The organism is Gracilibacillus sp. JCM 18860 (assembly GCF_055395245.1).
This window is the reverse complement of record NZ_AP043868.1, coordinates 2,957,596-2,969,943: the sequence shown is the minus strand read 5'-3', so window position 1 is coordinate 2,969,943 and position 12,348 is coordinate 2,957,596. Positions and strand designations below refer to the sequence as shown.

The 12,348-nt window shown below is 35.5% G+C and carries 17 protein-coding genes; 5 read left to right on the top strand and 12 right to left on the bottom strand.

From position 1 onward, the window contains the following. Positions 1-17 precede the first annotated feature (17 nt). The 4 genes from ACZ5R4_RS15090 to ACZ5R4_RS15075 form a co-directional block, all read right to left on the bottom strand. Entirely contained in the window at positions 18-488 is a 471-nt protein-coding gene (locus tag ACZ5R4_RS15090; protein WP_109982893.1) for a metal-dependent hydrolase, read from the bottom strand. An 81-nt stretch (positions 489-569) separates the two neighbouring features. Beyond that, complete coding sequence (locus ACZ5R4_RS15085) at positions 570-1,274, bottom strand: MBL fold metallo-hydrolase (RefSeq protein WP_109982894.1); 705 nt, start codon at positions 1,272-1,274, stop codon at positions 570-572. Between the two features lie 32 nt (positions 1,275-1,306). After that, on the bottom strand, positions 1,307-2,179 hold the full coding sequence (locus ACZ5R4_RS15080) for a nuclease-related domain-containing protein (RefSeq protein WP_464367556.1): 873 nt from the start codon (positions 2,177-2,179) through the stop codon (positions 1,307-1,309). Positions 2,180-2,454: 275 nt separating this feature from the next. Beyond that, a complete protein-coding gene (locus ACZ5R4_RS15075) occupies positions 2,455-2,955 on the bottom strand; it encodes a CarD family transcriptional regulator (RefSeq protein ID WP_054860443.1) in 501 nt (166 codons plus the stop codon). 133 nt (positions 2,956-3,088) lie between these two features. Between ACZ5R4_RS15075 and ACZ5R4_RS15070 the strand changes: the two genes are divergently transcribed. The 3 genes from ACZ5R4_RS15070 (at position 3,089) to ACZ5R4_RS15060 (ending at position 5,115) form a co-directional block, all read left to right on the top strand. Continuing rightward, a complete protein-coding gene (locus ACZ5R4_RS15070) occupies positions 3,089-3,526 on the top strand; it encodes a MarR family winged helix-turn-helix transcriptional regulator (RefSeq protein WP_342767694.1) in 438 nt (145 codons plus the stop codon). A 258-nt stretch (positions 3,527-3,784) separates the two neighbouring features. Then, positions 3,785-4,564 carry a Cof-type HAD-IIB family hydrolase gene (locus ACZ5R4_RS15065; protein WP_464367555.1) on the top strand — a complete coding sequence of 260 codons (780 nt, stop codon included), beginning with the start codon at positions 3,785-3,787 and terminating at the stop codon, positions 4,562-4,564. Between the two features lie 125 nt (positions 4,565-4,689). Beyond that, positions 4,690-5,115: a DUF2935 domain-containing protein gene (locus ACZ5R4_RS15060; protein ID WP_054788739.1), complete on the top strand. Its 426-nt coding sequence runs from the start codon at positions 4,690-4,692 to the stop codon at positions 5,113-5,115. Positions 5,116-5,186: 71 nt separating this feature from the next. Here ACZ5R4_RS15060 and ACZ5R4_RS15055 read toward each other — a convergent pair whose 3' ends face one another. After that, complete coding sequence (locus tag ACZ5R4_RS15055; RefSeq protein ID WP_054860444.1) at positions 5,187-5,405, bottom strand: hypothetical protein; 219 nt, start codon at positions 5,403-5,405, stop codon at positions 5,187-5,189. Positions 5,406-5,622: 217 nt separating this feature from the next. Here ACZ5R4_RS15055 and ACZ5R4_RS15050 point away from each other — a divergent pair, with 217 nt between their 5' ends. Beyond that, complete coding sequence (locus tag ACZ5R4_RS15050) at positions 5,623-6,132, top strand: GNAT family N-acetyltransferase (RefSeq protein WP_464368499.1); 510 nt, start codon at positions 5,623-5,625, stop codon at positions 6,130-6,132. Between the two features lie 68 nt (positions 6,133-6,200). Here the strand turns inward: ACZ5R4_RS15050 and ACZ5R4_RS15045 are convergent, their stop codons facing one another. From ACZ5R4_RS15045 to uvrA, 5 genes are all read right to left on the bottom strand, one after another. Beyond that, complete coding sequence (locus ACZ5R4_RS15045; RefSeq protein ID WP_054788737.1) at positions 6,201-6,773, bottom strand: hypothetical protein; 573 nt, start codon at positions 6,771-6,773, stop codon at positions 6,201-6,203. Continuing rightward, positions 6,770-6,964, bottom strand: a complete 195-nt coding sequence (locus ACZ5R4_RS15040; protein WP_054860446.1) for a hypothetical protein — start codon at positions 6,962-6,964, stop codon at positions 6,770-6,772. The genes ACZ5R4_RS15045 and ACZ5R4_RS15040 overlap by 4 nt, the downstream gene beginning before the upstream one ends. Before the next feature lie 58 nt (positions 6,965-7,022). Then, positions 7,023-7,334, bottom strand: coding sequence for a CHY zinc finger protein (locus ACZ5R4_RS15035; RefSeq protein WP_054860447.1), 312 nt, complete (start codon positions 7,332-7,334; stop codon positions 7,023-7,025). 24 nt (positions 7,335-7,358) lie between these two features. Continuing rightward, positions 7,359-8,006 carry a pentapeptide repeat-containing protein gene (locus ACZ5R4_RS15030; RefSeq protein WP_464367554.1) on the bottom strand — a complete coding sequence of 216 codons (648 nt, stop codon included), beginning with the start codon at positions 8,004-8,006 and terminating at the stop codon, positions 7,359-7,361. Positions 8,007-8,102: 96 nt separating this feature from the next. Next, positions 8,103-10,559, bottom strand: coding sequence for an excinuclease ABC subunit UvrA (gene uvrA / locus ACZ5R4_RS15025; protein WP_277678650.1), 2,457 nt, complete (start codon positions 10,557-10,559; stop codon positions 8,103-8,105). Positions 10,560-10,721: 162 nt separating this feature from the next. Here uvrA and ACZ5R4_RS15020 point away from each other — a divergent pair, with 162 nt between their 5' ends. Then, entirely contained in the window at positions 10,722-11,435 is a 714-nt protein-coding gene (locus tag ACZ5R4_RS15020) for a MerR family transcriptional regulator (RefSeq protein ID WP_109982902.1), read from the top strand. A 52-nt stretch (positions 11,436-11,487) separates the two neighbouring features. Here the strand turns inward: ACZ5R4_RS15020 and ACZ5R4_RS15015 are convergent, their stop codons facing one another. Next, complete coding sequence (locus tag ACZ5R4_RS15015; RefSeq protein WP_109982903.1) at positions 11,488-11,886, bottom strand: RidA family protein; 399 nt, start codon at positions 11,884-11,886, stop codon at positions 11,488-11,490. 26 nt (positions 11,887-11,912) lie between these two features. Then, positions 11,913-12,329 carry a VOC family protein gene (locus tag ACZ5R4_RS15010; RefSeq protein ID WP_109982904.1) on the bottom strand — a complete coding sequence of 139 codons (417 nt, stop codon included), beginning with the start codon at positions 12,327-12,329 and terminating at the stop codon, positions 11,913-11,915. Between the last annotated feature and the right edge of the window lie 19 nt (positions 12,330-12,348).

The following is a 12,348-nucleotide window of genomic DNA, read 5'->3' as shown; positions in this document are numbered from 1 at the left end:
ATGTCCGCCCTTTTCTATTATAAAATAAGATCCTTCCCAAAATAGATGGTCACTAGCGTTAACCCCAATAGAACGATATTCTCTACCGTTCCACCAGTTTTTGTTGTGATTGGGAAGCGAATGGTGATACTGACTGGATAAAAAAGCTTAATTCCATTTTTCGTTGCAGCATCCAAAATAAAATGGCTTACCATTCCTACCAGAACTCCCATAATAATCGATGAATTATCTGTGAAAAGAGTTAATAAATAGCCAACTAGTAACAAAAATAAGAGGCTATGGGTAAAGGTTCTGTGGCCAAATATTGTATTGATTACTTTTGAAATAAGCGGAAACCTTCTACCAATTTTACTTCCACCATGGCAAATGTCAGGCAAAACAGCCCCAAAAGCCCCTGCGATAATAAAAATAGTAGGGTCATAGTGTTGATAATGGACAACAGCGGCAGCCGATGCTATCCCTCCCATAATATGTGTCTTTCCTGTCATTTTACTTCTCCTTGTATGTACTGTCTTTAGTAGTGATTGATGCAGATAAGGAAACGTTTGTTCTTATTTTAGCATAGTTTATTAGTATAGGAAAGCATTAGTTTTGGTATATTTTCCGCCATGGTAGCAATAATAGGTGTTCGCATCAAGTTTTTTTAATTTTGCTAATGACTTTTTTGCATCCTCCATATTTAAACAATAATCAGGATTAGCGATCATAAGCTTGTGATCCTGATGAACTGCGGCATCCCCTGTAATTACACTGTTTAAATGAGGGAAGAACAAAGAAATATGGCCTGATGTATGCCCTGGTGTGGCAACAACCTCACAACTTTTATCTAAGATTAGATCACCATTATAGACAACTCTATCAACTGAAACATGTTTCTGTTCTTTCAGTTGGCTTATAAACGATTTTCCAAACTCTTGGAGTTCTTTTGGCATGTGCTGTTGCATCTCTTCAGCTTGCTTCAACCTTTCAGATTTAACCTGCCCGCTAATGTATTTAGATTCTGTGTCACTTGCTATTATATTTATCCAAGGAAATTGATCCTTAAATTCTCGCAATGAACCGATATGATCCATGTCATAATGGGTAATAATAATATTTTTTAATTGACCTATTTGGTAGTGATTTTTAATGATCGCTTCCTCAATTAACTTTAAACAAAAGGGATATCCCGTATCCACTAAGGTGAGCTCACCCCTCGATTCTATTAAACTAGGATAAATATAATCCTTTTGGTCATTAAATTCGACTTTTATTGGTAATTCTATTATTTTCATTTCTTCACCTCTTTCAAAAATTGTCCATTATTTCACTTTCTCACAAAATACGCACCTTTATTAGCTCCCATTTTCTCAAAGTTTTTCTTAAGAACAGTTCTAATACTCCAATTAAGATCCATTTCACACCAATCGTGAATAATTTTAGTCGTTATTTTTTGATTTGGAAATAATATTTGAAATTCATCTATATTGCGTAAAATGACGTGCTGTAAGTTTTCTTTTTCTCCACATGCTCTACACGTACAACTATTTTTTGCTATATCCTTTAGTATTCCGGAACAGGAAGGGCAGCGCATTCCTTTTTTTAATTCATTGTAATGGTAATCAGGAAGTGTTTGTTGAGGGGATGTTTTTTTATTTAGGCTATGTAACTTGTCGGATAATTGCTGTAGAGACGGAGATAGTGGAATTGTTTGATTAAATTGTCTGATATACTGCCCTAACTGGGATGGTAAAATAATTTTATCCGTTCGAGGTGCATGAAAAAGTGTAAATTCGGGGTTCGGAAATACTGCAGTAGGTACTATTGGGGTGGTGAAGCCAAGTTGATGGAAAAGCTGCCTAAGCAAGGAGCTGGATCTTTTTAACTGAATAAGCGGATCATCCACTTCTTTCTCCGAAATATGATAGAGCTTTTCGTCTTGATCATAATATTCACCAATATAATTCTTTATTTCATACATATAAAACAGATTATTATATAGAAGCCCCTGATCTATTTGGAAAAACCTATCGTTATAATTTAAACAAAGATCTTTTAACAATATGTAACCACCTGGGAGTTGTTCTAGTAGATGATCAAAATAGACCTCCCCTTCATAACCTCTTTTTAAGCTCCTATACCTTCTTTTGTCTTTGCTAGAAAATCGCTTACGGTAAATAAGTGCTTCATAGACTTGCAATTCATGAGCTTTTTTACGCGTTGGTAAATGTATGCTCCTTTCTTTTCTAACATTCTATTATAAATACAAAAACAATGCTAGTGTTATCTGATTTAATTGTTAATGTTCGTGAGAATTTTATCTTGATTATTTTGCTTGATGACTACGGGATAACCAAGATATTTTGTTTTATCTTGGTTATTTTACTGGGTGACTGCGCGATGGCCAAGATATACTAATCTTTACATAAAAAAAACTGCATAAAAGAGCTTACAAACTCTTCTACGCAGTGAATTCTATACCGTCTGTCTAATCATATTGTTCACTTTGCTGGCAATCTCCTCGTACGTCGTGTCTAATGAGACAGCCAGCTCACTGAACATAATATTTTGTACTGATTCTAACAGCTTGTGATCCAAATCAGACACCTTGTGGCCGTTTTCTTTAGCCTTTATTTCTTTTTTCATTAGTGTATTTAAAATATTAGAAATCTTTTGGCGGTTTCCTGTATGAACATAACTCGTATATTTTTTATTGCGTTCTCTTGCATTGTCGATCCATTCCACACCTGGAAATTGGAACGAATGTAATATTTCCTTGGCTTCTTCTTTATTCATAACTGTCCACATGTTAGTTTGATTATCCTCAACAGGTGCACTAATCGTCAAATTTGGATCTTTTACTGGGTGCATCACATAGTAGGTTCTCTCTTTATCTCTAAACTTCTTTTCACAGATGTCGTCAATTTTACACAAACCATGTGTCGAATAGATAATCATATCTCCAACATTAAACATTTAGTCAAGCCTCCAACTAACATTTTGTCAACTTAGTTTACAATTATAGTATACGCCATTTTTAAAAAGATGTCAATCTAGTTGACAAAGGAGAGTGCTTTTTTTATAATTAGTTTCGAAAAAATGCGCAGGAGTGGTCTTGTTGAATGATGACTTACACAACCTCAGCTTATTCGATATGCTTAGCGAACGGCAAATACAGCTTCGTAAATTATTAGAAGATTTGCGAAATGATCATAGTGAAATAATTCTATCCAATTCCGAATGGTACATTCTCGCTAAAATCGATAAAAAGGAGCCAACGATAGCATCTGTTGCTAAGAATGTAGATATCTCGAGACAAGCAACACATAAATTCATTAAAAATCTGGCAGCAAAGGGATTAATAGAAATCATTGATGCCAAACATAACAAAAAAGAGAAATGTATTCGTTTAACCGATCTTGGTATAAGTTGCTATGAAAAAAATGAGGCATTAAAAAAAGAATTAGAGGATAAAATGGCCGTCAAAATTGGGGAAGAACAACTTCAATATTTAAAAAACATGCTCAAAATAGATTGGGGATTGTAATGGGTCTGCTCTAATAGCAGACCTTTTTTCTAGCATAAAGGTTGAACCTTACCATCACGCTAGCATGGCTATTACGCTGATAAGGTCAACAATATTTTAGAGGGGAGTTGGAAATCATTCCCCTCCTCTATTAGTCTAATTTATGAAACCAGTTTCAGATCAAGGAAAAACGAATATTTGACATGAAACGCGTTTCATAGCTTACACTAAGGATGGTAACCATACGACATCAAATATAAAAGGAAAGTGGGACAAGAAATGAAAGAACAAAGCGTTATATTTTTTGATATAGACGGAACATTATTAGACCATGATAAAAAATTGCCTCCTTCCACAAAAGAAGCGATTTTCCAATTAAAAGAGAATGGACATCTAGTTGCTATTGCTACAGGCCGTGCACCTTTTATGTACGAGGATTTGCGCGAAGAATTAGGCATTGATACATTTGTGAGTTATAACGGGCAATATATTGTTTTAAACGGGGAAGTGCTACATACGAATCCATTAAATATCGATTCTTTAATTAAACTAACTGAAACTGCTCTTCACAATGACCATCCCGTTGTATTTATGGATCATGAAGATATGAAGGCGAATGTTCCTGATCACCCTCATGTCAAAGAAGGAATTGAGTCATTAAAGATCAAGCATTTTCCGACACATGATCCGTATTATTACGAAGGACGCGAATTATATCAATCTCTTTTATTTTGTCCAGAAGGGGAAGTGAAACAGTATAAAGATAATTTTCGCGATTTTGATTTTGTGAGATGGCATCCTTTATCTGTTGATGTCCTCCCTAAAGGTGGTTCAAAGGCAAAAGGGATCGAAAAGATTGTAGAAAAACTAAATATTCCAAAAGAAAGAATATATGCTTTTGGGGATGGCTTGAATGACACCGAAATGCTATCGACAGTAAACAACAGTGTTGCAATGGGAAATGCGGAGGAAAAAGTGAAAAATGTAGCAAAATATATTACAGAGTCTGTGGAGAATAATGGGATAGAACATGGGCTTAAGCTAGTTGGTTTACTATAATTACTAAAAACCCAATTTTGGAGACTTCTCTAGAATTGGGTTTTTTCATTTGCATCGGATCAAGTTCTAATCCTGTATCCTTTCGTATATGTATTTAATGATGTCAATAAGGATGGAGGGTTTTTATGCAATATTATTATGGGAATCAGATGCCACTTCGTGTCCTAGATGAAGCTGAGTTTTGGAAGCATCAAGAAGAAGAGCATACAGTCGTTATTAGAGAGCTCGTTAAAAATTTGGAGCAGCCATACGTTGATGCACTGAAAGAATGGGAGAAGGCTTTTGCTCAAACCCATCAGCAAGTAGTGAGGTATATTGAAACAGTTAACCGATCTGCTGGACAGGTTTCAGATGCACTTTATCAGGATATTTTGAAGCTAACCTCTTTTTGCCTTGAACAGAGTCAGCAATTTATAAACTTTTGTCGTACATTAATGGAAGAAAGTAAACCGATCAGCACCAATCAAACCGCTAAGGTCGTGTTGAATCATATTATTGTAGAATCAGAATACTTTATCGGGGTTGCCCAAACTATTTTATATCAAAAATAGAAAGTTACTTCCTTCTACCGCTTTTAAGGTGTTGTCCTTTATAGTCTAATTCTGTAAAGGGCTTTTTTACTTTATTTTAATTTTGCTGGAATAAAATATGCGATGGTTGCTGATAGAAAGGCTATGATTATGGGTTGGAATAAATGGATTTCCTGTGGAGAATTGACACCAAAACTGCGTACGTTTGCTATATATGGCGTATACCACAAAGTTAAAATCATTCCAGATATGAGTTGAAGTAAGGAATAGATGATTAAAAAACTTACAGCAAAAACTATATATTTCTTCACTTTTAAAAAACCTCTCATTTCACTTTATTTTATTCTTACCTAAGGGTTCGTACAGACGTTAAATAGATTTCAGTCTTCTAAGAAGCCAACTAGTATAGGCTAAAATTATCTATTACACATATTAATCTGTATTCGTTTTCATTGACTTACACCTTTTCTTTAAAATATACTTAAATTACCTAAGGAAAATTTAAAAGGGAGTGATTGCGTGAAAACTATGATAAGTAAATGTACACTTGATGACTTACGTCTTTTGCAGGATATTGCTACAGATACCTATAATGAAACATACAGCCATTTAAACACTCCAGAAAACATGAACGATTATTTAGAAAATGCCTTCAATACTAATCAACTTACAAAAGAACTATCCAATGAATTTTCTTCTTTTTTATTCTTGTATTCCAATGATATTCTCATCGGTTATTTAAAAATTAATGAGGGACCAGCCCAAACCCGTGAAGTCGGGGAGAATGCTATGGAAATTGAACGAATTTACGTCAAACAAAAGTACCAAGACAAAGGTTTTGGTAAAACATTACTGCAGACAGCCATTGAGCTAGCCAAAGAGCATAACAAAAATGAAATATGGCTAGGTGTTTGGCGAAAGAACAAAAATGCCATTGAATTTCATAAGAGCAAAGGCTTTGAAATAAGAGGTCAATACTCTATCTTTATTGGTGATGAAGAAAAAGAAAACTATATTATGGTAAAAACCTTGAAATAGGTAGATTGAGAGAAGAGGATTTCTCTCTTCCTACTTCGTTTTTTTCAGCTATGGCATGCCACACTTCTCTAACTATATGAAGACCTAACCACATTTTCCTCTAATACCTTTTGTAGATTTTGCTCCATCTCCTCTGTCATCACAATACAGCTTATCGTTCGAAATCTTGACTTAATTTTTAACTCTTTTTTATCATTAATTTCTGAAGAAAAGCCATAATGCCTACTGTTTACATCTATCGGAACAAATTCAAATGACTTTATTTTTTCCCATCGAATAAACTGATTCCCACTAAGAATCCCTTTATTTGTGATAGAAAACAACTGAAACAAATCATTGGAATGAAGTAAAGGGATAAAGAAAAAGGGGTACAAATAGAAATTAAATTCATCGTGAAAAATGGCCAGGATAAACAGCGTTGTTGCTAATACTAGTGTAAAAGCATATAGGATGATCCCCCATTTTTGTGTAGAAAGGGTCGGGGGTTTTATTTCTCTACGTTCAGAGTTTTTAATGGAAGCCATCTCCTCATCTGTTAGCGGCATAATTACACCTTGATTCATTTTCTTTAAAAGGACGATTAACTTATAGCTATGATATCCGATAAATAGAAGAAATAATAGACTCATTAATATTCTCATGCGCCATCACCTCTTGTCTTGTAAAAGTTGGAAACCATTAATAGAATTATTCCTATGATCATGAGTGGTATTGCAGGAAAGCCTAACATATTCTCTTGAATTCCTAAGCTGCTATGAAAGGTAATGCCAAAAGCCACTAACCATATCCCGATAAAGAATAATGTTTTACTCTTTTTGCGATGTTTCTCCATCTTAATTCCCCCGTATTAATATACGAATAACTCAAGGCTTTCGTTTCATAAAACTTCGCTATTCAAAATACAGATGGTAGTGGTTTTCACATCTTTCATTGAATTTCGACTTACAATGTAAACAATGATTTGTATTTATGTACTGATTAATCGTTAGTTCTACTCCACAGACTCCACAGATTATCGCTTTTTCCTCTCTTTCCTTTGCGCTCCATAGTTCAATCGAATGATTTTCACATTCTTGATGACATTTATAGCATGGATAAAATTTATGACAACATTTAAATTTTATCGCAATAATATCCTTTACATTATGATAATGTTTACAGCGGGTTTGGTTATCTACAGTAAGTCCATAGATTTTTGGCATGTTGTTCACCTCATTAAACGTATTTTATTGCTTTACTTTTAACCCTAACAATCTAGAAAAACCAATAGCTTGTTCAGGTGAAACTACACATCCTTCTAGACTTTCCATCGAAACATTCATTCTATCAAATGTACAAGTACTAATATCAATGCCTTTAAGCACCGTTTGATGGAAATCGACCTCATTCATATCACTCTTCTGAAACTCCACATTGATAAATTTACTATGATAATAATTAGCATTTTGTAAGGAGGTCTGATCAAATATTACTTGATTTAAACGAGACTCCACAAAACTACTGAACCTCGCGATACATCCCTCAAAGGATACATTCCCTAACGAGCTTTCCGAAAAATCCACACCTAATAATTTACAATCCTTAAACGCAACTCTATGTATCGATCCCTGTCTCAAATTAACATTTGATAGATCACAATTTTCAAAGATCACATCCGTCAAGTCTGCCCTTTCCAAAGAAACACTCGGAAAGGTCACTCCTTTAAAAATAACCTTGGATATCATCACAGGATAAAAATTTTTACTACTTATCATGCTATTAGATATCTTACAATTTGATAATTCCAGCTCTTCTTTTGTGAAAATATCCCCTTCCTTCCCTTCTTCTAAATCAAAAGGGATTTCAGGTAATTTGATTTTAAAGTTTTTTGTCATAACAACACCTCTTTGCACCATTATAACAAAAATTTATTGAATGATAGATCCAAAAAAAAGCTGAACTTTACGAAGCTCAGCTCGGTGAAACTCTGCCTATAAGTACTTTCCGGTATAGGAAGTTTGATTTTCTCTTATCGTTGCTGGTGTTCCTTCGGCTATAATTTGACCTCCATTTACTCCTCCTTCGGGACCTAGATCAATCACCCAATCTGCCGCTCTAATCATTTGGCTATTATGCTCCACCATAATAACCGTATTTCCTGCATCCACTAATCTATCTAATAGCTTTAGTAATTGAACAGTATCATTGGGATGTAATCCTGTTGTAGGTTCATCTAATAAATATAAGGATTTTTTATTCCCTTGTTTCAGGAGCTCCTTAGCCAGCTTCAATCGTTGTCCTTCTCCACCTGAGAGGGTTGTTAAGGATTGGCCTAATTTCAGATATCCAAGACCAATCTCCACTAGTAAATCAAGAACGTATTTCACCTTTCTCTCCTTGTTAAAAATCGTTAAACAATCATGAACAGAGCTTTCCAATATATCATTAATGGAATGCTCCTTATATTTTACTGAAAGGATCTCCTTCTTAAATCTCTTTCCATGACAAACAGGACAAATTACCTCTAAATCCTCGAAGAATAGCATGTTTGTTGATACATAACCTAATCCTTGGCAATTTTCACAACGTCCACCGACTGTATTAAAAGAAAAATGCTTTGCTGTCAGCTTGTTCTCTTTCGCTACTGTTAACTGAGAAAATAGCTTTCGAATTTCAGTAAACACTTCTATATATGTTGCAATATTAGACCGTTTCATTCTACTTAGTGGTGACTGACCGACTGTTATCATTTGATCAAAATATTGAAGGCCTGTAACCTTCTCAAAGCCTTCGTGGATTTTGTCGTTCCCTCTTGCTAATACATCAAAAACAAGCGATGATTTCCCTGAACCTGATACACCTGTAACTGCTGTAAGACATCCAATTGGAAAGGAAGTGGTTATATCCTTTAGATTATGAACATTGGCATGATGTACCGTTATTTTCTTACCAATCCCTTGCCGGAAATCACTCACCATTTTGTGCTCTTCCCGTAAATATTTCCCTGTCACGGAAGCTTCCTGTTCCATTAATTCCTGTAAGTTTCCCTCGCCAACGATTGCTCCTCCCATTTTACCTGCACCTGGACCCATATCTATGATATAGTCTGCATGCTTCATCACGTCTACGTCATGCTCGATAACTAAGACTGTATTACCTAAATCTCTAAGCTTTTTCAATACACTTAACAGTCCTAAGGTGTCCTTCGGATGTAACCCTACAGTAGGTTCATCCATGATATAAAGTACCCCTGTTAATGCAGAATCGAGAAGGGCTGAAAGTCTTAACCTTTGTACTTCTCCTCCCGATAGGCTTATCACTTGGCGATCCAACGTCAAATATCCCAATCCTATTTTGATAATTCTTGTAAGCTTTGTCTCTAAATCTTGTATAAACGTCTTAGTGATCGAATAACTTTCTACATCTAATGACTTCTCTAGACTTTTGCTCCATTTTAGCATTTCCTCTAAAGAATGGTTTACGAGGTGTGTAATCGTTTTATCTGCTACCTTAACCCTTCGGCTAGTTTCGTTTAACCTTTCTCCTTTACAATCAGGACATGTCTGGGAATAAAAATAATTTTCAGCTTCTGCAGAGGCTCCAGCCTTTTCCGTAAACCTTCTCCACATTCCTGTTAATACACCTTCAAATTTGCCTTTATCAACCGTTTTTGGAGGCTTAACAGTAGGGAAATATTTCTTCACTTCCTCACTTTCGACACCATAATATAAAATTGCCTTTTGGGCAGGGGTATAGTCTTTTAGAGGTAGTTGTTCTTGAAGTGATATACCGTAATAGTTCATCGCAGCTTTTACAATAGATACCTGATAGTCTGCATAGCGCCCTTTCCATATATCTACGGCTCCATTTTCAATCGAATGTGCTTGATGGAAGAGAGATTCTTTATGAATATCGACGACTTCTCCTAGACCTTTACAAGTAGGGCAGGCTCCTTCAGTGGTATTGTAAGAGAAATGCGTTCGAGTCAATTTTTCCATTCGATGCTGACATTTCGGGCAATGAATATATTCTCGAAAGCTATTTTCTTCTTTCTCTATTTCCTCTTCATTCCAAGTTGGCTCTATCTCATACTGACAAACAGAACATCTCCTCTTACCAATTTTCTCAAAAATCATCCGTAGACTTGTATACATATCTGTTACGGTTCCAACTGTTGAGCGAGGATTCTTATTGGCAATTTGTTGGTTAATACTGATGGATGGAGAAAGCCCACTCATGAATTCTACTTTCGGTTTATCAATTCCTTGTAAGCCCATGGATTCTAGATATTGCCTCTGACATTCTTTAAATAATGTATCTATTGCCAAGGTAGACTTTCCTGACCCGGAAGGACCTGTTAGGACAATGAGTTGATTTTTTGGAATAGATACTGACAGGTCCTTTAAATTATTTTCTTTTGCCCCATTTACCACGATTACATTTTCCAAAACTATCTCCTCCAATATCTTTTCTATTTCAAGCATACAACATTTATGCAAGTGCAAAGTTTTGATAGCAATGTTATTATTATAATAGGCTTAAAATGATTCAAACCCGTCATGGGGTTACAATGTTTTAATTGAATCTTTTAAAGAAAAGAGAGGGCTCCTATGGAATTAAGACCGATAGACATTGCTCGAGAGCTAGACGTAGGAACCAGTGCCTTACGGCATTATGAAAAATGGGGTATTGTTCCACCAGCCAAACGGAAGGCAAATGGGTATCGTGTTTATACGGAAGTACATGAAGCCTATTTCAAATGTATACGCGCTATGTATCCAGGGTTTGGGATGGCCACAGTAAGAAAAGTTATGCCTATGATTCAGCAAAATAAGTTTACGGAAGCTTTATGGGAAGTAAATAGAGTCCAAGCAAATTTATATGAAAATAAACAACAAGCAATAAAGGCATTAGATATATTAAAACCTGATAATATGGAGAGCTTTTTGAATAGGCAAAATAAAAACCTGTATAACATTGGGGAAGTAGAGAGGGAAATTAAAGTCCCAGCCACTACGATTCGGCATTGGGAAAAAGAGGGCTTAATTAAACCTGTTAGGGACGCTGAGAATGGCTATCGAATGTATAGTCGTGACGATATTCGTAAATTATTAATCATTCGAACCGTTCAATCATCGGTATATTTCCTTGATAGTGTTCGAGAGATACTAGATAGAATCAATCAGCTTAACGTCACAGAGGCAAGAAAAATCACCATGGATTCTTTAGTGTATATGGATTATCAAATTGAGCAGCAACTTCGTGGTGCGCATTACTTATATCGATTAATCAAATTACTGAAGAAAAAAGAAAAAGAGGCATAAGTTAAAACCATGAACTATCTTTTCGATATCCCATGGTTTCAGTAATTTATGTTTATGCTTCAAGCTTAGCTGCCCATAACTCGATTTCGATCTTTATCTCGGGCAAGCCCAATTCAGTGATATACCCTATGGTCATTGATGGATAGTCTGTAGTAAATAACTGCCCCCATTGGGTATAAAAGAAATCCCAATCTATCCTTTCTGTTGCCCATATGTTCACTTTAATAATGTTTGTTGCATCTAATCCTTCAGATTTCAAAAAGGCTTTGATATTACTAAATGTGTTACTCACTTGGTCATTGATGGTAGGAGGAATATTCCCTTCTTGGTCTACCCCTATTTGTCCGGATGTTACGAATAACTCAGCATTTTTAGGAATTCTCGTAATATGTGTGTAATTACCTACAGGTGGTGGCATATTTGACGGGTTTTTTCTCGTAATTTTTTGCATCTTATCGCCTCCTTAGATAAATTTTATTAAAACTCCCATTCCGGATTCCAGACTACCTCCCAAAGATGTCCATCAGGATCTTGAAAGTAACCGGAATATCCTCCCCAAAAGGTGTTACATGCCTTTAGTGTAATGGTGGCTCCCGCTTTTTCTACGAGTTCCATGATTTGATCTACTTCTTCTTTACTGCTTACATTGTGTCCAATCGTAAATTCTGTCGGACTGTTTGCTGTTTTTGTAACCTTTGCATCGTGAGCAATAGCTTCCCTATTCCATAATGCTAATTTAAGTCCAGATTGCAGATCAAAAAAAGCGACAGCACCGTGCTCGAATTCTTCTCCTACTATTCCCTCTGTATGCAAACCTAATCCATCTCGATAAAAGGATACTGCCTTTTCTAAATCATCTACTCCTAATGTAAGAACTGAAATTCGCGGTTCCATAAATCAACATCTCCTTAGG

Coding starts and splice junctions, on each gene's coding strand:
- ACZ5R4_RS15020 (WP_109982902.1), top strand. CDS start 10,722: ATGGAATTAAGACCGATAGACATTGCTCGAGAGCTAGACGTAGGAACC.
- ACZ5R4_RS15010 (WP_109982904.1), bottom strand. CDS start 12,329: ATGGAACCGCGAATTTCAGTTCTTACATTAGGAGTAGATGATTTAGAA.
- ACZ5R4_RS15050 (WP_464368499.1), top strand. CDS start 5,623: ATGATAAGTAAATGTACACTTGATGACTTACGTCTTTTGCAGGATATT.
- ACZ5R4_RS15085 (WP_109982894.1), bottom strand. CDS start 1,274: ATGAAAATAATAGAATTACCAATAAAAGTCGAATTTAATGACCAAAAG.
- ACZ5R4_RS15035 (WP_054860447.1), bottom strand. CDS start 7,334: ATGCCAAAAATCTATGGACTTACTGTAGATAACCAAACCCGCTGTAAA.
- ACZ5R4_RS15075 (WP_054860443.1), bottom strand. CDS start 2,955: ATGTTTAATGTTGGAGATATGATTATCTATTCGACACATGGTTTGTGT.
- ACZ5R4_RS15090 (WP_109982893.1), bottom strand. CDS start 488: ATGACAGGAAAGACACATATTATGGGAGGGATAGCATCGGCTGCCGCT.
- ACZ5R4_RS15040 (WP_054860446.1), bottom strand. CDS start 6,964: ATGGAGAAACATCGCAAAAAGAGTAAAACATTATTCTTTATCGGGATA.
- ACZ5R4_RS15015 (WP_109982903.1), bottom strand. CDS start 11,886: ATGCAAAAAATTACGAGAAAAAACCCGTCAAATATGCCACCACCTGTA.
- ACZ5R4_RS15060 (WP_054788739.1), top strand. CDS start 4,690: ATGCAATATTATTATGGGAATCAGATGCCACTTCGTGTCCTAGATGAA.
- ACZ5R4_RS15065 (WP_464367555.1), top strand. CDS start 3,785: ATGAAAGAACAAAGCGTTATATTTTTTGATATAGACGGAACATTATTA.
- ACZ5R4_RS15045 (WP_054788737.1), bottom strand. CDS start 6,773: ATGAGAATATTAATGAGTCTATTATTTCTTCTATTTATCGGATATCAT.
- ACZ5R4_RS15030 (WP_464367554.1), bottom strand. CDS start 8,006: ATGACAAAAAACTTTAAAATCAAATTACCTGAAATCCCTTTTGATTTA.